Consider the following 19,249-nt stretch of genomic DNA (forward strand, 5'->3'; position numbering starts at 1 on the left):
TGAGTTGAACGGCAACGCGGCTTTATCAATAATTGTTAAACAGTAAACATTCACTAACTCACTAATTCAATAAATCACTAACTCAATAATTCAACAATTCACTAATTCGATAATTCAATAATTAAATACATATGTCTGTCAAAACAACACAATTTAAGCACGTAAGCTACCTGTGGGATGATGCCAAAGCAGCCGAGCTCGCCGGCGACGAGGTAGCATTATTAATATACCGATCCAACTTATTAGGTGCCGATTTGCGGCTAACTAACTATGGGGGAGGCAACACTTCATGCAAAGTAATCTCCAAAGACCCTTTAACCGGCAATGATGTTGAAGTAATGTGGATTAAAGGATCGGGCGGCGACATTGGCACGTTGAAAAAAAGCGGTTTGGCAGCCCTCTATGTCGACCGGCTGCGCAGCCTTAAAAATGTGTACCGCGGTGTGGCGTATGAAGACGAAATGGTTGAATTGTTTAACCATTGCATTTACGACCTTGCCTCCAAAGCCCCCTCTATAGATACTCCCTTGCACGGCTTTTTACCCTTCGCGCATATCGACCACCTGCACCCCGACGCGGCTATTGCAATCGCGGCAGCAAAAGATGGTAAAAAAATAACGCAGGAACTTTTTGGCGGCACCATAGGCTGGGTAGAGTGGAAAAAACCAGGCTTTGAGCTGGGCCTGCAATTAAAACAATGCCTTGATGAAAATCCCGGCATCCGTGGCATCATGTTAGGTTCGCACGGTTTATTTACCTGGGGCGATACGGCTTATGAAAGCTACGTGAACACATTAGAAGTAATTGAGCGTTGTGCCGAATACCTGGAAGAAAACTATGGCAAAAAAGCCCCTGTTTTTGGTGGTCAAAAAATTGAAAGCCTGGACGAAGCCGGCCGAAAAAAGCAGGCTGCCGCTATTGCCCCTATCCTGCGCGGTTTTTGCTCGAGCGAACGTCACATGGTGGGTCATTTTACCGATGATGCCCGCGTGCTGGAGTTTATCAACTCCAATGATCTTGACCGTTTGGCGCCTTTAGGCACCAGCTGCCCTGACCACTTTTTGCGTACAAAGATTAGTCCGCTGGTATTGGATCTTACACCGGGCGAAGATTTGAGCGACGTTAAAGCTTTACAGGAGCGCCTGACACCTGCGTTTGAAGCCTACCGCCAAATGTATACCGATTATTACAACACCTGCAAGCACCAAAACAGTCCTGCTATCAGGGATACCAACCCGGTAATTATCCTGTATCCGGGTGTTGGCCTATTCTCTTTCTCGAAAGATAAACAAACCGCCCGTGTCGCTGCTGAGTTTTATACCAACGCCATCAATGTAATGAAGGGCGCCGAGGCGATATCAGAATATACTTCGCTGCCTCGCCAGGAAGCATTTGACATTGAATACTGGTTGTTGGAAGAAGCCAAGCTACAACGCATGCCAAAACCAAAGGCTTTATCGGGCAAAATCGCCTTAATAACCGGCAGTGCCGGCGGTATAGGCAAAGCCATAGCCAAAAAATTTGTTGACGAAGGCGCGGTTGTGATACTGAACGACATGAACGCCGAACGTTTGGAAAGTGCAGGCGAAGAATTTAAAAAACTGTACGGCAAAGACTCGTTTGCCACTGCTGTGCTTGACGTTACCAACAGCGAACAAATTGATTCGGCTTTAGCAGTTGCCGCCCTGGCTTTTGGCGGGGTGGATATTGTGATCAACAACGCCGGCCTGTCTATTTCAAAATCTATTGCCGATCATACCGATAAGGATTGGGACTTATTGTACGATGTTTTGGTAAAAGGCCAGTTCTTTATTACCCAGGCCGCCGTAGCCACCATGAAAAAGCAAGCTATTGGTGGTGATATCATCAACATTGTGAGCAAAAACGCCTTGGTAAGCGGACCAAACAACGCAGGCTATGGCTCTGCCAAGGCTGCGCAACTACACCTGAGCCGCTTAAACGCTGCTGAGTTAGGCACCGATCACATTCGTGTAAACGTAGTTAACCCGGATGCAGTTATCAGTGATAGCAACATCTGGGCTGGCGGCTGGGCCGAGGGACGTGCAAAAGCTTACGGCATCACCGTAGCCGAACTGCCTGCCTACTACGCTAAACGTACCTTATTAAACGAGGTAATTTTACCAGCGGATATTGCCAACGCCTGCTTCGCCTTTACCGGCGGCCTGCTCAACAAATCAACCGGCAACGTGTTGAATGTTGATGGTGGGGTGGCAATGGCGTTTGTTCGTTAAGCAAATGGTTCATAGATCATGGTTCATGGTCTTTAGAGAACTATGTCATTGCGAGCGATAGCGTGGCAACCTCGTCGCCAAATGCATTCCGGCCATGCAATCGGCACATGTATGGCTACGAGGTTGCTTCGTCGTTCCTCCTCGCAATGACATAGTTTAGTTTACAAGAGAAGAAAATTATAACCGATAAACAATGCAATTAGAGAAGAGCATAATCGAAGAATATAATCATCAGCACAAAACAGCGCACCAACGCAAATTTGATTTTATTGCTGCTGATGTAACCGAATTGGATACAATCCTGAAAAAACTGGTTGATTTTAACATAGCTATCCCAAGCTGGGCTTTAGGTACCGGTGGTACACGCTTTGGCCGTTTCTCTGGCGGTGGCGAACCACGCAGCCTGGAAGAAAAAATTGAAGATGTGGGTTTAATTCATGCATTAAACCGCAGCAGCAATTCAATTTCACTGCACATTCCCTGGGATATCCCTAAAAATGCGGATGCTATAAAAGCACACGCTGCACAGCTGGGGCTGCATTTTGATGCGGTTAACTCCAATACTTTCCAGGACCAGGCAACGCAGGAGCTGAGCTATAAATATGGCTCGCTACACCACGTAGATAAAGCCGTGCGTAAGCAAGCCATTGCCCACAATATCGAAGTTATTAAGTATGGTGTCGAGTTGGATTCAAAAGCTTTATCGGTTTGGTTATCTGACGGATCGAATTTCCCGGGGCAACTAAACATGCGTGGCGCTTTTGAGCGTACGCTGGAAAGTTTACAGGAAATTTATGAAGCCCTGCCAGCCGATTGGAAGGTTTGGGTTGAATACAAACCATACGAGCCCAATTTTTATTCAACTACCATTGGCGATTGGGGCCAATCCTACCTGCTGTCGTCCAAATTAGGCAGCAAGGCACAAACCCTGGTCGATTTGGGGCACCATTTGGGCAGCACCAATATTGAGCAAATTGTTTCTTTATTGCTGATGGAAGGTAAGCTGGCCGGTTTCCACTTTAACGACTCTAAATATGGCGACGATGACCTTACCGTCGGCAGCATCAATCCATACCAGTTGTTCCTGATATTTAACGAACTGGTAGAGGGTATGGATGCCCGCGGCATGAACCATGCAACAGCCATTGGCTGGATGATTGATGCATCGCATAACGTGAAAGACCCTATCGAGGATCTGATCCAATCGGTAGAAGCCATTAAAATTGCCTACGCACAGGCCTTATTAGTTGATGTAACTGCGCTAAAACAAGCCCAGCAAGATAATGATGTAGTTAAAGCGCAGGAAATATTGCAGCATGCTTACCGTACTGATGTACGCTCGTTATTAGCTGAGGCTCGTTTACGCGCCGGCGGAGCTTTGGATCCTCTTGCCTTGTACAGGGCACAGGCGGTACGTAGCCAATTGATTAAAGAACGCGGGGCAAAAGCTGTATCAACCGGATTATAATATGGCGCAAATACCTGTTATAGCTGTTTTTGATGTGGGTAAAACCAACAAGAAGCTGTTCCTGTTCGATGAAAACTACAAGATAGTTTTTGAACGCACAGCCCGCTTCACCGAAACCCACGACGAAGATGGCGACCCATGCGAAAATCTCGATAGCCTGCGCCTATCAGTATTTGATTCGCTGCGCGAGATTTTCAAGCATAAAGAATTTGACCTGAAGGCGGTTAACTTTTCTACCTACGGCGCAAGCTTTGTTTATGTAGATGAAGATGGCACCCCGCTAACCCCATTGTATAATTACCTTAAACCATATCCGCCAGAGTTGAGCAGGCAGTTTTACCAAACCTATGGCGATGAAGCCCGGTTTGCGCGTGAAACTGCCTCGCCGGTTTTGGGCAACCTCAACTCGGGTTTGCAATTGTACCGGCTTAAATACCAGCAACCGGAGGTCTTTAAAAAAATTAAGTACGCCCTGCACCTGCCCCAATACATGAGCTACCTGTTAAGCGGCCAAATGGTTACCGATTTAACCAGCATAGGCTGCCATACTGCCCTTTGGGATTTTGCTGCAAATGACTACCACAAATGGGTAAAAGATGAGGCCGTACTGCCTAAAATGGCACCACTAAAGCCTGCTGATAGTGTACTGCCATCAGTATTTCCGGGTACTACTTTTTGTGTGGGTGTTGGCCTGCATGATAGCTCGGCGGCGCTTATCCCCTACCTGGTAAGTTTTAACATGCCCTTTGTGCTCATATCAACCGGCACATGGTCTATTAGTTTAAACCCATTTAACCAAACACCCCTTACGGCTGATGAGCTAAAAAACGACTGCCTTAACTACCTGCAATACAAAGGCAACCCGGTAAAAGCATCGCGCCTGTTTACAGGGTACGAATATGAACAACAGGTAAAACGAATAGCAGATCACTTTAACCGTGATGTTATTATTTACCGTACCATTAATTACGATACAGCGATTGCAGCAAAGCTAAACCTGCGTAACAATGCCTTAACGAACAGCAAGCAAGATGGAGAACTGCAAAAGTCGGTTTTTGAACAGCGGGATTTAAATGATTTTGCCGATGATATTGAAGCCTATCACCAATTGATGATAGATATTGTTAACCAGCAAAGCATATCAACTAACTACGTACTGCAAGGCTGTAAAGTGCAAAGGATTTTTGTAGATGGCGGTTTTAGTAAAAACAGCGTATTCATGCACCTGCTGGCGCTGGCCTACCCCCAACTGGAGGTTTACGCCGCATCAATGGCCCAGGCTACCGCTGTTGGCACGGCTTTGGCTATCCATTCATGCTGGAATAGTAAAACGCTGCCGCATGATTTGATTGAGCTGAAGTATTATTCGGGTGTGCAAAATGAAGTTGCTTAGAAAAGAATCAAGAGGTTAGAATCAAGACAAACAATTTTTTTTACCTCCGTGCCTGTCATTCCGAGGAATGAAGTATCTATTATACATCGTGCATCCTCCGATTGCAAGTTTGTGAATAGATGCTTAGTTTCTACGTATGACATACCAATTTCCCTGTCATCCTGAGGTACGAAGGATCTATTAGCTGTGCGCAACCGATAGAAAAATTCGCGAATAGATGCTTCGTACCTCAGCATGACAGTCCTTTATTTTTGAATGTAATTTCCCCTTCAGAATTTCGCGAAATTTTACAACTCAGCGTGACAAGTGGAGGGAATGTTGTTTTTAAATCTCTTTCACCAATTCAACAATATCCCCCACAACCCCGGCATCTTTAATAATCCTTTCGTGCCCAAGTCCAAAATATTCGTGCGTAACAATATCCGGGTTAAAGGTCAAAAACTCCTGCAGATAATCATATGGCGATACTTTATCTTCCTTATCAAAAGCCAGCCAATGTTTTAGCGCCCCGGTTATGTGCTTATTGTTGATATCAAAGTAAGAAGCATCCAGTTCAAAAAGTTCCCTAAAACTTTCAAAAAACTTTTCCTGTGCCGATACCGGTACTTCGGCGGCATTCATGGTGGCTTTAAAGTTTTCTTTTAGTTTAATTAACGGGGCAATGCTGATCTGCAGGGCTGGTTTAATATTAGTTTCGTTTATGGCTATAACATTGGCCATAGCGCCCAACGAATGGCCTATCATAACATCCGGTGCGCCATATCGGCTAATAATAGCCTCGGCAGCTTTTGCAAATAATATCAGGTTGGATAGTTCTCCTTCCGAACTGCCATTGCCCGGCGCATCAAAGACGATGATCTGGATATCGTCAATTGCTTTTAACCCGGCTATCACCTCATCAAAATCAATGGCCTTTGAACCCCAGCCATGGGTTATCAAAACCTTTTTACTACCGTTGCCCCAAATAAAACCATTAAAGTTTAATACCAATTTTGCAAAATGCGGATCATCAACCGGCAATGTAAACTTTTGGGCTTCATCTAACAATTGCTGTTGCTGTAACCTTGGCGACATTTTGGGCGAATAGCAGATGAGTTGCCAAAGCATTTCGGTTAAATTAACATCTTCTTTATTTTCTAAAGCGAGGATGTGGCGGTGCAATAGTTTTAGTTTTTTCATGAAGTGGGTAGCATGCTCAGAAAGCGAATGTAATAAAAGTGCTGCGGTGATCAGCGTCCTGAAAAGGTTAAACTTCCGCTTTAGGAGACCGAGAAGCTACTTCCCTCGGCCCAGCCACAACAAACTATTAATAAGCAACTGGTTTTGTGTATCGTTATCAAAGGTGTAAGATAAGGTACGGTCGGTGCCCCCGTCATAGTCCATATCATTATGGCCAATATTGAAGTAAACCATGCGGTATTTTTTGTTTGTCCATACAACAGGATAATAGCCGCTGTGCCAAATCTCATGTGGTTTAGGACCATTACCCAGCGGGAAACTGGTTGAATCCACGGATAATAAAATATCGATATCCGGATTTTTACGCAAATCATGCTCCCAGCGATACCACTCGTTGGGTTGTGTTTTAAAAGTTACCGGTATGCCTTTGGTTACCGGGTGTTTGGTATCCTCAACCCTTAAAATAGCGGGTGTAGGGTGCCATGTATTGCTTGCATACTGCCCAGATCCCAGGAACTCGTTGTGATACCAGTTCCAGTTTTGAGGATAATCTGATGGTGTAAGCGCAAAGGCCGAGAAATGAAACCCCATCCAGCAGCCGCCGTTTTTCATATATTGTTCAAACGCGGCACGTTGCGCAGGATCATCCGGCCGGGTATCTAAAAACAGTACTACCTGGTATTTTGCCAGGAAAGCAGCATTCATATTGCTCCAATTGCTGGTAGAATCGTAGGTAAAATTGTATTTTTTACCCATTTCGGGGAAACGTTTATTGGCCTCGTGCATAAAACTGATGTGTGCCTTATCGTTACGGCCGGTATAAAAAGCTATTACTTTAAAAGGCTTGTTCTTTTGCGCGTGTGCCGCATAAAAACCAAGGCAAAATATACAAAGCACAGTTGCCTGTACAGCAAGTTTCGACATACTGCGGATAGTCATGGTTGATGTGTTGGTTTACTACCATAAAACTAATCATTTTATTTAAAATGAACAGACGCCTGCATACTAAGATTTAAAGTAGCCATGCATCAAACCGGTGAAATCTGGTACAATCGCTAAAATATAAAACAAAAAAACAGCCGCTGCATTACTGCTGGCGGCTGCCCCTAAGCTATTGTCCCTGATTACATAACTTATTGTTCAAAAGTATCCTATCTGTATGTTAAAACAATCAGGAATATTACGGATTTACCATGCGGGTTTTACGGTTTTATAACCGGGGAATTTACGTGCAAACACGGATACACCAAATAAAAATGCCTGGCTTTCCGGGCAACCAGGCATGGGATATTAAATATAGGTTTACGGGTTAGTATCTTAGTTACAAGATACTAATTTTTCAATAAAAATCAATTATCATAAGTAAAAAGAAAATATATTTTTAATTATAGTTAATTAATCATCTCCAAATTACCCAAAAAGGGTTATTAAAGCATAATATTAACTATAAACCAAAATAATCGTCGATACGTTTGCCTATTATTTGCAGGGGAATTTTATGATTGCCAAAGCGATGCTCAACCACCTCCCAGCAATCGGCGCCAACCTTAGTTATGGTATGAAATGAAGAGTGGTTAAAGACGCTAAAAACTGTAGTTTTTCCTATAGCCGACTGTATAACCTTATAGGTTCTTTGATCAACTTTTAATTCAAATGACTCCATTGTATAGTTTACCAAAACTATCACCGGCAGCGTTCATATGCAAGTGTAATTACCCCGTGTTTTAACCCATAGCACAATAGGTGTTTTAACGGGGTGCCAGGATAGATTAAAAAGGCATGGCCCGCACCAGCTTTAAAATATTTTGCTTTACCGCCGGGTCATTATCAATAATTTGCTCCAATTCCATGTCAGATGCTACATGTACAATCACAAAATTACGCGCCTGGTTCCAAAAGTTGCCGCTGAGCAAAACTTTCCCGGCGTTTTTAAGGTGCTGGTAGTAAATAATTCGCTCGGCCATGCAGGTATCATTAACCTGTTTTTCTTCAAAAAACAACATTACATGGTGCGGGTTCTTATAGGCTGATGCTGGTGTCATAAATGATGAATCGCTTTTTTATTAAATATTATTACAGGCCACCTCGGTAAGTATATTGCCAGGAGCATTAAAATAAAACCCATAGCCGCCGCGCATACTGGCCGGGGCCTGCCCTACTTCAAACCCTTCTTTCGAAAGCCGGTTATGTATCGCTGTCACCTTTTCCCGGCTATCTACAAAAAAACCAATATGAAATGCATCCGGAAATACAGAATTGCCGCCGCGGTTAAAACTATTGGCCATTAATACCAGCGTAAATCCATCGGTTCCCTGCAATATGGCAATCTGGTTGTCTCCCTTTTTGCTGGTACATTCAAAATCAAAATATTGCTCAAAAAAAGCGCAGCTGGCGGTAACATCGGTAACAGGCAGGTTGATATGGTTAAGTTTCATAGGTATTTAGCTTCTTTTTTTGAATATTCTTTTTTAACAAGTCAATTTTTTAGGGCTTAAGCGCTTTTAAAACCAATTGAAGCGTTTGCAACATCAACTCGTCGCTCAGTTTAAAAGTGCTGTTTACATAGGTACGCCCCTGGAAATGGAATTTTATCAGTTGATATAAAGGTGCAAAAGCAATTGACCAGTACACCTCAAACGGCAGCGAAACAAGCTGTTTCTTTTTGATAGCATTTTGCATAAACGGTCCCAACACCGATCCGAAGTTTTTTGTGATGGTTTTAGTTGCCTCTTCATAATACTGGGTATAACGCATAATTTCGATAAACTCCATCTCGAGGGGGAAGTTTATAAAATATGCCATACGGTTGCGCCATTGTATTTGTAATCCTTCGGCAAAATCCATTTCCGGGCTAAAATCTTTAAAGCTGTAATCCATCATTTTGCCGGCAACTTCTATACCCAATTGAACTATTAAATCGTCTTTATCTTTATAATAAATGTAAATGGTAGCCGGCGACACACCCGCAGCCTTAGCAAGTTTATTTACACCAAAACCGTCAACACCATGTTCAACTATCATTTCTATAGCTTTTTGGCGTATCAATAACTCCTTGTTTTCATCGCGCGGTCTCATACAACAAATATAAGTGAGCGTTCGCTTATTTAAAAATATATTTTTCTTTTTTCCAAATATCAAAATCCCTATTCAAAAACTATTATTTTGCACTATGAACATCCTGCGTTCCCTTGTAGTTTTCGTACTTGCCGGTTTATGCGAAATTGGCGGCGGCTATCTTATCTGGCAATGGTTAAAACAAGATAAACCACTTTGGTATGGTATTTTGGGCGGCATTATACTGGCGGGATACGGTATAGTGGCAACATGGCAATCGGCTGGCTTCGGCCGGGTTTATGCTGCCTATGGTGGTATTTTTATACTAATGGCGCTGATATGGGCCTGGCGGGTTGATGGGTTTAAGCCCGACAAGTATGACATAATTGGCGCCATGATAGCTTTGGCAGGCGCCTGTATTATAATTTTCACACCACGCGCTAAATAAATACCGGCAACACCTTTCAAAACACCGGCAGCATACTTTAAGCTGATTAAATTAACGGCATACGGTACTTGTTGGCCGTCAAAAAAAATATTTCATACAAAATGCAACCAACAGGCAAACAAACCTTGGTTTGATTTGTACTACAGTTAAATTTTAATTTTTATTTAAATCATAAAGAAATAATCACTACCTTAGTATTATCATACTAAATGTTAATAATTATGGAAAAATTAATAATATTGAGAATGTTTTTTTGCTTCCCGTTATTCGGGTTGCTATTGCCGGACGCGGGCATTTTACTGACAAAAAACACTGGCAGCATACCTTTAAGCCACATTGGTATCGAAATCGGGCTCATTTTTTGCATCCTGATTTGTACTGCTATAATCAGTTATGGTAAAAAAAGAGGTCAAATATTGGAAGAGTAATACAAAATAAGCCTCTTTGTCCTTAAAAACTACCGGCATCAATTTGGTACAGTCCACGCCGCACAGCTACAAATGGGGCTATTATGCCCCAAATTTCCTCCCCACTTTATTTCCATGGGTATTTTAGCATGAATTTTAATGAATCGGCTTTCGGTATGGCCTTTGCTCTACCGATATCGGTATTTTTGTCGATATTTGATTAGCAGCCATTTCTTAAATGAAAAAAGTCCTATTCCTCTTACTTTTACCTATTACTACATTTGCCCAAACGGCCGGCACCTATATTCAAAACGGAAACGCCAGGGCTAATGAAAAAGATTATAAGGCGGCTGTTCAGAATTTCACCCGTGCCATCGAATTAAACGATAAAAGCAGCGATGCCTATTTTTATCGCGCAAATGCAAACGGCAACCTCCGTGATTTTAAATCGGCCATTGCCGATTACGCCAAAACCGTTGAATTAAAGCCGGATTTTACAACCGCTTATTTTTATAAAGCCAACGCCGAAAGTAATATACAAGACTACCAGGCTGCCATCGACGATTTTAACAAGGCAATTGCATTAGGACCAAAAACGGCCGAAATGTTCCTCTATCGCGGCAACGCAAAATCCAATCTGAAGGACTATGCCGGCGCCATTGCCGATTTTACAATAGCGTTACAGCTATCGCCCGATAAGGCCGAAATTTACGAATACCGCGGCCTTGCTAAAAACAACAAAGGAAACTATGCTGCTGCCATTGACGATTATGATATCGCTATTAAATTAAATCCTAAAAAAAGCGCCGTTTATGGGTACCGGGCCGGCGCAAAAGCCAGCATAGGCGATCAAAACGGAGCCGTGACCGATTATACAACGGCCATCAGCATGAACCCTCAAAATGCCGAGGCCTACTTGTATCGCGCAAACGCCAAAGCCAATTTACAGGATTTTAAAGGGGCTATTGAAGATTATAAAATAGCCGCATCTATAAACCCCGAGCTCAAAAACGTTTTTCTTTACCTGGCCAATGCCCAAAGCAAAATGGGCGACAACAAAGGTGCGCTTGATTATTTTAATAAATCAATTGAACAACACCCCCGGTTTGGGCTGCTATACCTTTACCGCGGTGTTGTTGAAAGCAACATGAAAAATTATACCGCCGCTATGGATGACTTTGACAAATCGATTTTGCTGGGTAACAAGACTGCCGAAACCTACCAAAGCCGCTCATACGCAAAGCTATCTGCAGGCGATGCTTCGGGAGCTAAGCTGGATGCAGATACCGCCATAGCTATTGACCCTAAAAATATTAATGGCTACATAAGCCGCAGCAAAGCAAAACTGGCCATGAAGGATACAACCGGCGTAATGGCCGACCTGGCCCTGGCAATAACAATTAACGGCAAAAGCGACGAAGCCTACCTGGTGCGCGGCGATACCCACCGCGATCTTGGCGATATGACAGCCGCCATAAATGATTATACAAAAGCCATACAGGTAAACCCCAATTACACCTACGCCTATTTAAACCGCGCTATTGAAAAGGATAAAATGAATGATAAAAATGGCGCGGTAAAGGATTTTGAAAAACTAATAAACATAGCGCCTAAAAAAGAAGAAGCTTACGTACGCCTGGGCAAGGTGACTGATTTTTATAAATATACAACTAACGGCGTACAGCTATTTACAGCGGCCATTGCCTTAAACCCGGCCAACTCGAATTTTTACCTGCACCGTGGCGAGGCCAAAGCAGCTGCCGGCGATATTGCCGGCGCCATGGCCGATTATGATACCGGCCTGGCCAAAGATCCAAAAAACACAGCCATATTGCTTAAACGCGGGTTGGTTAAGGCCGGCAAGGAGGATTATACGGGCGCCATGGCCGATTTTAATACATCGTTAAAAATCGATTCTATATCTGATGCTGCCGCGTTACCTTATCAAAACAGGGGTTATATAGAAACCAAGCAGGGCAACTATAAAGCCGCGATGAAAGATCTTGATAAGGCAGTTTCTATATTTTCAAACGAGGAAACATTTTTATTCAGGGGCGATTTAAAACTCATTTTAAAAGATTATACCGGCGCCGCCGATGATTATCATAACGCGGTTTATATTAACCCTGCTTATGTAAAGGCACTGGCACATAGCGGTATTGCCAAAAGTTACCTGGGCGATGCACAAGGCGTTACCGACGATTTTACAGCAGCCTTAAAAGCCGACCCAAACAACGCAGATACCTATGCCGACCGTGCCGCGGCCAAAGTAAATTTAAAAGATGCCGCCGGTGCCGCTGCTGATTGTAACCAGGCCATACGGCTTAACCCTAAACATGCCCGCGCCTACCTGCAACGTGGCCTGGCCAAAATAGCCCTTAACGACAAGGCTGGCGCCTGCGCCGACATGAACAAAGCAGCCGAATTTGGATCGAAAGACGCGCCTGCTATTATAGCTAAATATTGCAAATAGTTCATGGTTGATGGTTCATTGTTGATGGCAAAAGTTTAAGATAATATCAATTTGCAAGGCTTGAATTGACTTCGGCCTGAAGCTCAAAATAAAAAAGAATGGCTTTTAACCCATTTATTACAGCCTGCGCCAGGCAACCTCGGCAATAACAGCCTGCCCGCCCTGGGTAGTGTGCGTTACCACATATTTAATTTGATTGCCGGTATAAGTGTATGAGCGTTTTTGTACAGTACCCTCCCAATTAGGGAACGATGCATGGACTATGTTAAAAACAATGGTTTTGCTTTTTTCATCAACCAAATACCTGCCGAAATGCGCATTACTGCCCTGTACAATTGCCGCGTTCTCTTCAGGCGTACCTTTATTTTTATCGCCCGATGCAACCTGCGGCCGCAATACTTTATAAATCTGGATGGCGTAGTTTCCCCGAGCATCAAATATCAGCAACCCCTGCGGGTTATCGCCATAAGGATGCACCTTGCTGCCATCCGGGTAAATGTTATCAACAGATACAAGCGTCCAGGTACCTGTTAACTCTTCGGTTAAGGGCTTCTTATTTTCCTGGGCGTACAGGTTAATTGCTGCAAAAACCACCAGCAGCATAAATGTTATTTTTTTCATGATTTTTGTTAATTTTTGTCTCTTAATTTTCTACTTGTATAGCTCAAATGTTTCCGTAGTACATCTAAATTCATTCTGATGATGCAAAATTATACAGACATTGGTATGCATCTCCTGTAAGTTTTTTCACTAATTCTGTATTTTTGAATTGATGAAAAAAGAGAATTTATATCGTCCGTTTGAAATTGATTTTAAGGTATTGGAGCATTTCCCCAAAGCAACAAGGAGCAACAACTTTTTTGAGCTGATATATATTGTAGAAGGTACGGGCGTGCAGTTCATCAATAAAAACAAGTTCAATTATCGTAAGGGAAATTTGTTTTTATTAACCCCACAGGATACACATTCTTTTGAAATAAATACGGTAACCAAATTCTTTTTCCTGCGGTTTAATGAATACTACGTACAAGGTAATGCATCAAAAGATAAAGCGCTGATACAAAGGATGGAATATATCCTGCAAAATGCAAGCCACCGGCCGGGCTGTATTTTAAAAAACAAAGTTGATAAGCCCTTTATAGCCAGTTTGGTTGAAAACATTATCCAGGAACAAACAAATCAACAAATTTATTGCGATACCATTATTACCCAGATAGTGAATACCATTATCACGATAGTTGCCCGCAATATAGCACTGAAACTTCCTAAAAACATTAAGGAAAACACCGGCGAAACGGTATTGGAGATTTTGCATTACATACAGGAAAACATATTCGACCCCAAAAAGCTAAGGGCCGAAAACCTGGGGCGGCACTTTGGCATCTCGTTAAGCTACCTGGGCCGTTATTTTAAGAAACAAACCGGCGATACGTTACAGCAGTACATTTCAATGTATAAAATAAGACTGATTGAAATGAGGTTGCTACACAGCGATATGCGTATAAACGAAATTGTTAACGAGCTCAATTTTGCCGACGAAAGCCATCTTAACAAAATATTCAAAAAATATAAAGGCCTGAGCCCCACCGAGTACAAAAAGCAATTTTGCTGATAATGTATAGAAGCTAAAAGCAGAATGCACAAAGCTTAAAGCTAACTCATTGATTTCTATTTAATAAAAGAACAAATGTGAATTAATTAGGAGATCTTATATACTACAGAATATAAAATAAAAAAGCCGGGCATCTTCACGAAGCCCGGCCACTATATTTTTAATTTTACTTATTAACCCGCTTTTCTATCATTGCCCTGCAGTTGTTGGCGCAATTCTTTTAGCTCCATTTCATAAGCGCGCATCCTGGCCTGAAGAATATCTACTTCGGTACGCATCATTTGTATTTCGGTAATTAGCTTGGCCGACTCGGGTTTATTGATTTTTTTTTCGCCTGTGCCAAGGATGAGCCATTCGGGCGAGTATTTAAGCTGAAAACAAAGTTTACGAATAAGGTAATAACTGATGTCCTGTTTTTTGTTTACCACCTTGCTGATAAAACCCTGGTCGACACCAATAGCAGTGGCCAGGCCCATTTGGCCGCCATGCTCCTGTACAATTACTTTTAGCCGTTTTATGATTGCTTCGTCAGACATATTATGCCTGCAATAATAAACAATTTGTTCATTAGTTTATTGGTTCACTGGTTCATTAGTTTATTGGTTCATTGGTTCACTGGTTCGTTGGAACGCGGGTATAGTGAACAAATGGCTTTTGGGCTGAATGCCTTCTATCTATCTTGCAACCCCGCCAGAAAAGACCAACGAACTAATGAACCAATGAACGAACAAATTAATGAACTTCTACCGTGCGCAGTAATTCGCTAAGATGTTTATTGTAGGTGGTAATACTTATCCGGCCCGATTTATAATCACCAGTAAATTTATGAAGTTGTTGTTCGATATTTACGGGTGCAGCAGTTTTATTGAGGGCATTATTTAACCTATCCAGCTTTTGGCCAAGGCTTTGCATCAGCAGCAATGGTTCAACATCGCTGGTTTGATGTAGTATTTTATTTACTTTACGGCGCTGTTGTTTATCAAAATGTAATATTAAAAATACAGCAGCCGATCCCAGGATTACGAAAAAGTAAAAAGCGTCCATAACATTAAAATAAATTTGAATACTGCTATTAATACGCTTAATTGAAACTATTGGTTTCGGATTATTTAATAAAAGTTATTAACAGGTTAATGAATGGTTAATTAAAGGCCCGGCTTTTGACACTTTTAATTGTTTTATTACGCTGTAATTTAGCCCGGGTGCTTTTAAAATTTGATTTAAAAGCAGTACTTTGTATCGTACTTAATATGGCGAAAACAAAACACCATTTTAAAACGCTTATAACGATATGAAACCAGGAGATAAGGTAATTTGCATTAACGATAAGATAGATCCCGAAAAAAGCGAAGAGATACGCCGCGATTTTGAGATTTGGATAACCCGGGATAAGGAATATACCATTCGCGAGATACTGGATAATAATGGCATTGTCACCGGCGTATTACTGGAAGAAGTACACAATTTCCCCAAATTTTTTAAACTGATAAATCGTTTCCAGGAGCCCGCATTTGCCCAGTGGCGTTTCCGCAAACTCAATTATGCCAGCCAGCCGGCAGAGGCACTAAGCGAAGTAGAGGAATTGATAGAGCAACTGGAAAAAGAACAACAACAGGTAAAAGTAAAATAAGCCCGCAGAAATCACCTATTTCTGGTGATCAAATTATTAAACCGGAAGCGAATTGATGGCAGTTAAAATCAGCACGATAAATGTTTAACATGCTGATTTTAATTCATTTTTTGGTGCACACTGAAGAATAAACCTCGATAATAGCGTACCGTATTCAAACCGGTTGATGCCATTTTCAATATGTATATAATTCCAAATGGCATAAATCAATCATAGGTACCAGCAGCCTCTGTTTCTACAAGTTGAGTAAGTATAGCTTTTAATGTTGCTTCGCGCGCCCATTGTTGCTCAACGCCCGAAGCATCTTCCTGGTACCATTTAAGCGGGCTGTTAATTTCAATACGGGCTTTGTAAACAAAGTTTTTTGTGGGGTGCATTTTGCTGCCTTCATAGCTGTTCAGATTCTCGGTCTTAATTATTTTTGCAAAATCACGGGCCCTTACATCCAGCAGCAAACATTCATCCAGCGAGTTCTTAAAATCCTGTTTATCCTCCAGCCATAAAATCAAGGCATCATCGGTAAGCTCGTGATCGGCAATAGCTATTCGGCTATAATCATAATCAACAGATATGATCATCCACCATAGCTGGTCTTTTAGTTTTTGTGTAATTTTCATTTTTTGATAGTTTATTGGTTCACTGGTTCATTAGTTCATTGGTTATTATGCCGTTATCGTGTAAACTATTGCAACTTTGCTAACTGCAAACCGGCAACGGCAAGCTGCTTAACGGAAAGCGGGCAGCCAGCCGGGGTTGTATTTTTGAATGGCAATAATTTCTTTGCTTAGCTTTTGGCAGGCGGCCAGGTAAGCCTGGTAACGCAGCAGCGGCTCGGGCAAATCGATATTATCATTATTGGAGTCTGGTGAAAATACCACTGTTGTATTTGGTTGATTTAGTGCTGAGTAGGCAATGTGCATATGTGTAGATTTTGGTTTATTTTAGATTTTCTGTAATTAATCGATTAAATATTTCTGTATTACATTTCTGTAAATTCCATGTAATTAAATTTGTTTTTAATTTAATTTGTCTTAAATTAGCAAAAGAGAACACGACAAATATAAAGAATTATCTTTAATATAATCAAGAAAAATCTGTAAAAAATATTCACTATGGATGATGCATTAAAACCAAACAAAATCAAAACCATTCGCCCGGAGACGCTGGAGTTTATTATATTATATACTCAATTGAAGGGGAAAGCGTTTGCAGGAAACGCGCAACTTGCAGAAGCGTTAGGTTTTAACTCGCCCAGTTCCATCACCGAAATTGTAAAGAGCAGGCAAAATATCGACCCGGATAAATTCAGGATTTTTAAAGAAAAATACAAAGAGTTTATATCAGGCGAACATAAGATCATAAATAAAGAAAAAAATACAGAAAATAAAGCAAAGGAAGGCATTCCAATGTATGAAATTATTGCAACCGCCTCGGGTGTCGAGGTCTATAATGATATAAATGATTCCCAACCTGTTGGGCGTATGAACTTTCCGGGTATCGAGGATTGCGATTTTGCATTGCCCGTTTGGGGGCACTCCATGTACCCGTACCTGGAGAATGGCTGTTGGGTAGCCTTAAAAATTATTCACGATAAGAAAATATTACCCGGCGAGGTATATTACATTGAATGGGGCGATTATCGCATGTATAAAAGGCTGCTGGCCGGCGATAAGCCGGATGAAGTGATAGCACACTCAGATAATACTACCGAGATGGTTGGCAACCGCCTGAAGTACGCCCCCTTCCCTATCAACGTTGCTGATATCAAAAAGCTTTGCCTGGTAAAAGACATTCATAAAAAACATAATCATTAATAGGAAAATAATATATATGCAGATTTTGGGTATGCAGATATTGCATTCAAGCTATTGGAGCGCTCATCCTGAAAATGATACAGTCGAGATCTGTTTTCACGCTCTCAACCAGTTCGTCAACTTCGGCCTGGGATAGGCCTTCCCTGAAGTCGTTCCGGCTGGTATCACTCAAATATTGCAGGTAAGGGGCAATCATAAGGTTGTGCTTTTTATTTAAACGATTGCCATCGTAAGCCACCATTTTAAACATCTTATCAAGGTGCGCAAAATAGTTGCGCTTAGTTAAGCCCTCTATATCAGCCGATTCCCTTTTTATTTGTTTCAAAAATTCTTCGGGAATCATATTTTATTATTTACCTTTAATGCCCGCTATTTATATACCCCGGCAAAGATATAAACAAACGGACTACTACCCTGCAATAATCGATTTATATTGCACCGGTATTTGTATTAAAATAAAAGCTTAAACCCTTATAAAATTCCTAAAAGTTGTATAACAATTTAATAAGCACTTCGTTTATCTAATATAGCAACACATTATGGCAAGCAGGGCATCACAATTTATCTCCCACCAACTCAGCGTTGGCAGTGCCTTGCAAAACATTCTCTTTTACGGAATGCTGGCTTTTTTAGTTTGCCTGGTAATAGCACAACTGCAAACTAAGCATGCACATGCCCGGCACCGATCAATTTCAAAATAAAACAACAACTATCATTTGCGTGGCGATGGCAATTATCCACTGTAAATTTATTGTGGTGTTTATTCCATATAAGTGTATTAATTTTAATTTCACAAATTAATCTGCCATGCTTAACTTTAATTATGCTTATCAGGCTCGCTACCTTTAATGACATTCCTTTTATAATGCAGCTTATTGCCGGCGTTATCCCGGGCATGATAGCTTCGGGCAACCTTCAGTGGGACAATGCCTACCCCAATACCGGCGTTTTCACCGATGATATAGCACAGGGTTGCCTTTGGGTAGCCGAAATAGATAACCTTATTGCCGGCGTTGCCGCCATAACCACCAACCAGGAGCCCGAATACGCTCAGGCAGGCTGGGATATTACCGAAACTGCAATTGTTACCCACAGGCTTGCAGTACTCCCCCGGTATCGTGGCCGGGGTATAGCCGCCGCTTTATTACAACAGGCCGAACTGGAAGCGATTAGCCGCGGTATAAAAACACTACGAATTGATACCAACATGCATAACCAGGCTACACAAAAGCTATTCCCTAAATTAGGATACATTTTTGCCGGAGAAATTAACCTGGGTTTCAGGCCGGGGCTAACATTTTATTGCTACGAAAAAAGGCTTGATTAAAGCATTTGTTGTCACGTAAAAAATTACCGGCAAACGCCAATAAATACCGGAATTATCGGCTATAAACCACTTAATAACTGGCGTTTGCCAAATAGTTATTAACATTTGACCAATTTATTAACACATATTAAACATTCATACACAATAGCCATATATTTATTTCAGCCAATGCCACAGCTAATACTCCAAAGC

At 41.8% G+C, this 19,249-nt stretch carries 21 protein-coding genes; 9 read left to right on the forward strand and 12 right to left on the reverse strand.

The annotated features are described in order from the left end of the window. Positions 1 to 131: 131 nt before the first annotated feature. The 3 genes from ACFGVS_RS11900 (at position 132) to ACFGVS_RS11910 (ending at position 5,113) form a co-directional block, all read left to right on the forward strand. Positions 132 to 2,252, forward strand: a complete 2,121-nt coding sequence (locus ACFGVS_RS11900) for a bifunctional aldolase/short-chain dehydrogenase (protein WP_439698779.1) — start codon at positions 132 to 134, stop codon at positions 2,250 to 2,252. 193 nt (positions 2,253 to 2,445) lie between these two features. After that, complete coding sequence (locus ACFGVS_RS11905) at positions 2,446 to 3,720, forward strand: sugar isomerase (RefSeq protein ID WP_439698780.1); 1,275 nt, start codon at positions 2,446 to 2,448, stop codon at positions 3,718 to 3,720. Between the two features lies 1 nt (position 3,721). Further along, positions 3,722 to 5,113: an FGGY-family carbohydrate kinase gene (locus ACFGVS_RS11910; protein ID WP_439698781.1), complete on the forward strand. Its 1,392-nt coding sequence runs from the start codon at positions 3,722 to 3,724 to the stop codon at positions 5,111 to 5,113. Between the two features lie 324 nt (positions 5,114 to 5,437). Here the strand turns inward: ACFGVS_RS11910 and ACFGVS_RS11915 are convergent, their stop codons facing one another. From ACFGVS_RS11915 to ACFGVS_RS11940, 6 genes are all read right to left on the reverse strand, one after another. After that, positions 5,438 to 6,292 (reverse strand): alpha/beta fold hydrolase, encoded by an 855-nt coding sequence (locus ACFGVS_RS11915; protein WP_439698782.1) that lies wholly within the window; start codon positions 6,290 to 6,292, stop codon positions 5,438 to 5,440. A gap of 96 nt (positions 6,293 to 6,388) precedes the next feature. Beyond that, positions 6,389 to 7,231 (reverse strand): ThuA domain-containing protein, encoded by an 843-nt coding sequence (locus tag ACFGVS_RS11920; RefSeq protein WP_439698783.1) that lies wholly within the window; start codon positions 7,229 to 7,231, stop codon positions 6,389 to 6,391. Between the two features lie 505 nt (positions 7,232 to 7,736). Next, positions 7,737 to 7,955 carry a hypothetical protein gene (locus ACFGVS_RS11925; protein ID WP_090651090.1) on the reverse strand — a complete coding sequence of 73 codons (219 nt, stop codon included), beginning with the start codon at positions 7,953 to 7,955 and terminating at the stop codon, positions 7,737 to 7,739. Between the two features lie 106 nt (positions 7,956 to 8,061). Further along, positions 8,062 to 8,334 (reverse strand): YciI family protein, encoded by a 273-nt coding sequence (locus ACFGVS_RS11930; protein ID WP_439698784.1) that lies wholly within the window; start codon positions 8,332 to 8,334, stop codon positions 8,062 to 8,064. A 21-nt stretch (positions 8,335 to 8,355) separates the two neighbouring features. Beyond that, positions 8,356 to 8,727 carry a VOC family protein gene (locus ACFGVS_RS11935; RefSeq protein ID WP_439698785.1) on the reverse strand — a complete coding sequence of 124 codons (372 nt, stop codon included), beginning with the start codon at positions 8,725 to 8,727 and terminating at the stop codon, positions 8,356 to 8,358. Positions 8,728 to 8,776: 49 nt separating this feature from the next. After that, on the reverse strand, positions 8,777 to 9,367 hold the full coding sequence (locus ACFGVS_RS11940) for a TetR/AcrR family transcriptional regulator (protein ID WP_090651093.1): 591 nt from the start codon (positions 9,365 to 9,367) through the stop codon (positions 8,777 to 8,779). Between the two features lie 94 nt (positions 9,368 to 9,461). On the opposite strand from ACFGVS_RS11940, the gene ACFGVS_RS11945 reads away from it, so the two are divergent. Both ACFGVS_RS11945 and ACFGVS_RS11950 read left to right on the forward strand, forming a co-directional pair. Then, the gene (locus tag ACFGVS_RS11945; RefSeq protein WP_090651094.1) at positions 9,462 to 9,794 is read left to right on the forward strand and encodes a YnfA family protein; all 333 of its coding nucleotides are present in this window, start codon (positions 9,462 to 9,464) and stop codon (positions 9,792 to 9,794) included. A gap of 645 nt (positions 9,795 to 10,439) precedes the next feature. After that, positions 10,440 to 12,674: a tetratricopeptide repeat protein gene (locus ACFGVS_RS11950; protein WP_439698786.1), complete on the forward strand. Its 2,235-nt coding sequence runs from the start codon at positions 10,440 to 10,442 to the stop codon at positions 12,672 to 12,674. A gap of 117 nt (positions 12,675 to 12,791) precedes the next feature. Here the strand turns inward: ACFGVS_RS11950 and ACFGVS_RS11955 are convergent, their stop codons facing one another. Further along, positions 12,792 to 13,295: a lipocalin-like domain-containing protein gene (locus ACFGVS_RS11955; protein WP_439698787.1), complete on the reverse strand. Its 504-nt coding sequence runs from the start codon at positions 13,293 to 13,295 to the stop codon at positions 12,792 to 12,794. 151 nt (positions 13,296 to 13,446) lie between these two features. Here ACFGVS_RS11955 and ACFGVS_RS11960 point away from each other — a divergent pair, with 151 nt between their 5' ends. Beyond that, complete coding sequence (locus ACFGVS_RS11960) at positions 13,447 to 14,286, forward strand: AraC family transcriptional regulator (protein ID WP_439698788.1); 840 nt, start codon at positions 13,447 to 13,449, stop codon at positions 14,284 to 14,286. Positions 14,287 to 14,459: 173 nt separating this feature from the next. Here the strand turns inward: ACFGVS_RS11960 and ACFGVS_RS11965 are convergent, their stop codons facing one another. Then, the gene (locus ACFGVS_RS11965; RefSeq protein ID WP_090651098.1) at positions 14,460 to 14,822 is read right to left on the reverse strand and encodes a helix-turn-helix domain-containing protein; all 363 of its coding nucleotides are present in this window, start codon (positions 14,820 to 14,822) and stop codon (positions 14,460 to 14,462) included. Positions 14,823 to 15,018: 196 nt separating this feature from the next. Continuing rightward, positions 15,019 to 15,330, reverse strand: coding sequence for a hypothetical protein (locus tag ACFGVS_RS11970; protein ID WP_439698789.1), 312 nt, complete (start codon positions 15,328 to 15,330; stop codon positions 15,019 to 15,021). A gap of 247 nt (positions 15,331 to 15,577) precedes the next feature. On the opposite strand from ACFGVS_RS11970, the gene ACFGVS_RS11975 reads away from it, so the two are divergent. Further along, the gene (locus ACFGVS_RS11975; RefSeq protein WP_090651100.1) at positions 15,578 to 15,916 is read left to right on the forward strand and encodes a hypothetical protein; all 339 of its coding nucleotides are present in this window, start codon (positions 15,578 to 15,580) and stop codon (positions 15,914 to 15,916) included. Positions 15,917 to 16,122: 206 nt separating this feature from the next. Here the strand turns inward: ACFGVS_RS11975 and ACFGVS_RS11980 are convergent, their stop codons facing one another. Both ACFGVS_RS11980 and ACFGVS_RS11985 read right to left on the reverse strand, forming a co-directional pair. Further along, the gene (locus tag ACFGVS_RS11980) at positions 16,123 to 16,533 is read right to left on the reverse strand and encodes a hypothetical protein (RefSeq protein WP_439698790.1); all 411 of its coding nucleotides are present in this window, start codon (positions 16,531 to 16,533) and stop codon (positions 16,123 to 16,125) included. 108 nt (positions 16,534 to 16,641) lie between these two features. Continuing rightward, complete coding sequence (locus ACFGVS_RS11985) at positions 16,642 to 16,836, reverse strand: hypothetical protein (RefSeq protein WP_274212236.1); 195 nt, start codon at positions 16,834 to 16,836, stop codon at positions 16,642 to 16,644. A gap of 192 nt (positions 16,837 to 17,028) precedes the next feature. Here ACFGVS_RS11985 and ACFGVS_RS11990 point away from each other — a divergent pair, with 192 nt between their 5' ends. Next, on the forward strand, positions 17,029 to 17,730 hold the full coding sequence (locus ACFGVS_RS11990; protein ID WP_439698791.1) for a S24 family peptidase: 702 nt from the start codon (positions 17,029 to 17,031) through the stop codon (positions 17,728 to 17,730). A gap of 46 nt (positions 17,731 to 17,776) precedes the next feature. On the opposite strand, the gene ACFGVS_RS11995 is transcribed toward ACFGVS_RS11990, so the two are convergent. Further along, positions 17,777 to 18,073, reverse strand: a complete 297-nt coding sequence (locus ACFGVS_RS11995; protein ID WP_274212234.1) for a hypothetical protein — start codon at positions 18,071 to 18,073, stop codon at positions 17,777 to 17,779. Positions 18,074 to 18,553: 480 nt separating this feature from the next. On the opposite strand from ACFGVS_RS11995, the gene ACFGVS_RS12000 reads away from it, so the two are divergent. Then, positions 18,554 to 19,057 carry a GNAT family N-acetyltransferase gene (locus tag ACFGVS_RS12000; RefSeq protein WP_439698792.1) on the forward strand — a complete coding sequence of 168 codons (504 nt, stop codon included), beginning with the start codon at positions 18,554 to 18,556 and terminating at the stop codon, positions 19,055 to 19,057. Positions 19,058 to 19,249 lie beyond the last annotated feature (192 nt).

The sequence above is a fragment of the Mucilaginibacter sediminis genome (assembly GCF_051903035.1).
Lineage (GTDB): Bacteria > Bacteroidota > Bacteroidia > Sphingobacteriales > Sphingobacteriaceae > Mucilaginibacter.

Excerpts from the sequence above, each read along its gene's own strand:
- ACFGVS_RS11900 (WP_439698779.1), top strand. The coding sequence starts at position 132 with ATGTCTGTCAAAACAACACAATTTAAGCACGTAAGCTACCTGTGGGAT.
- ACFGVS_RS11905 (WP_439698780.1), top strand. The coding sequence starts at position 2,446 with ATGCAATTAGAGAAGAGCATAATCGAAGAATATAATCATCAGCACAAA.
- ACFGVS_RS11910 (WP_439698781.1), top strand. The coding sequence starts at position 3,722 with ATGGCGCAAATACCTGTTATAGCTGTTTTTGATGTGGGTAAAACCAAC.
- ACFGVS_RS11915 (WP_439698782.1), bottom strand. The coding sequence starts at position 6,292 with ATGAAAAAACTAAAACTATTGCACCGCCACATCCTCGCTTTAGAAAAT.
- ACFGVS_RS11920 (WP_439698783.1), bottom strand. The coding sequence starts at position 7,231 with ATGACTATCCGCAGTATGTCGAAACTTGCTGTACAGGCAACTGTGCTT.
- ACFGVS_RS11925 (WP_090651090.1), bottom strand. The coding sequence starts at position 7,955 with ATGGAGTCATTTGAATTAAAAGTTGATCAAAGAACCTATAAGGTTATA.
- ACFGVS_RS11930 (WP_439698784.1), bottom strand. The coding sequence starts at position 8,334 with ATGACACCAGCATCAGCCTATAAGAACCCGCACCATGTAATGTTGTTT.
- ACFGVS_RS11935 (WP_439698785.1), bottom strand. The coding sequence starts at position 8,727 with ATGAAACTTAACCATATCAACCTGCCTGTTACCGATGTTACCGCCAGC.
- ACFGVS_RS11940 (WP_090651093.1), bottom strand. The coding sequence starts at position 9,367 with ATGAGACCGCGCGATGAAAACAAGGAGTTATTGATACGCCAAAAAGCT.
- ACFGVS_RS11945 (WP_090651094.1), top strand. The coding sequence starts at position 9,462 with ATGAACATCCTGCGTTCCCTTGTAGTTTTCGTACTTGCCGGTTTATGC.
- ACFGVS_RS11950 (WP_439698786.1), top strand. The coding sequence starts at position 10,440 with ATGAAAAAAGTCCTATTCCTCTTACTTTTACCTATTACTACATTTGCC.
- ACFGVS_RS11955 (WP_439698787.1), bottom strand. The coding sequence starts at position 13,295 with ATGAAAAAAATAACATTTATGCTGCTGGTGGTTTTTGCAGCAATTAAC.
- ACFGVS_RS11960 (WP_439698788.1), top strand. The coding sequence starts at position 13,447 with ATGAAAAAAGAGAATTTATATCGTCCGTTTGAAATTGATTTTAAGGTA.
- ACFGVS_RS11965 (WP_090651098.1), bottom strand. The coding sequence starts at position 14,822 with ATGTCTGACGAAGCAATCATAAAACGGCTAAAAGTAATTGTACAGGAG.
- ACFGVS_RS11970 (WP_439698789.1), bottom strand. The coding sequence starts at position 15,330 with ATGGACGCTTTTTACTTTTTCGTAATCCTGGGATCGGCTGCTGTATTT.
- ACFGVS_RS11975 (WP_090651100.1), top strand. The coding sequence starts at position 15,578 with ATGAAACCAGGAGATAAGGTAATTTGCATTAACGATAAGATAGATCCC.
- ACFGVS_RS11980 (WP_439698790.1), bottom strand. The coding sequence starts at position 16,533 with ATGAAAATTACACAAAAACTAAAAGACCAGCTATGGTGGATGATCATA.
- ACFGVS_RS11985 (WP_274212236.1), bottom strand. The coding sequence starts at position 16,836 with ATGCACATTGCCTACTCAGCACTAAATCAACCAAATACAACAGTGGTA.
- ACFGVS_RS11990 (WP_439698791.1), top strand. The coding sequence starts at position 17,029 with ATGGATGATGCATTAAAACCAAACAAAATCAAAACCATTCGCCCGGAG.
- ACFGVS_RS11995 (WP_274212234.1), bottom strand. The coding sequence starts at position 18,073 with ATGATTCCCGAAGAATTTTTGAAACAAATAAAAAGGGAATCGGCTGAT.
- ACFGVS_RS12000 (WP_439698792.1), top strand. The coding sequence starts at position 18,554 with ATGCTTATCAGGCTCGCTACCTTTAATGACATTCCTTTTATAATGCAG.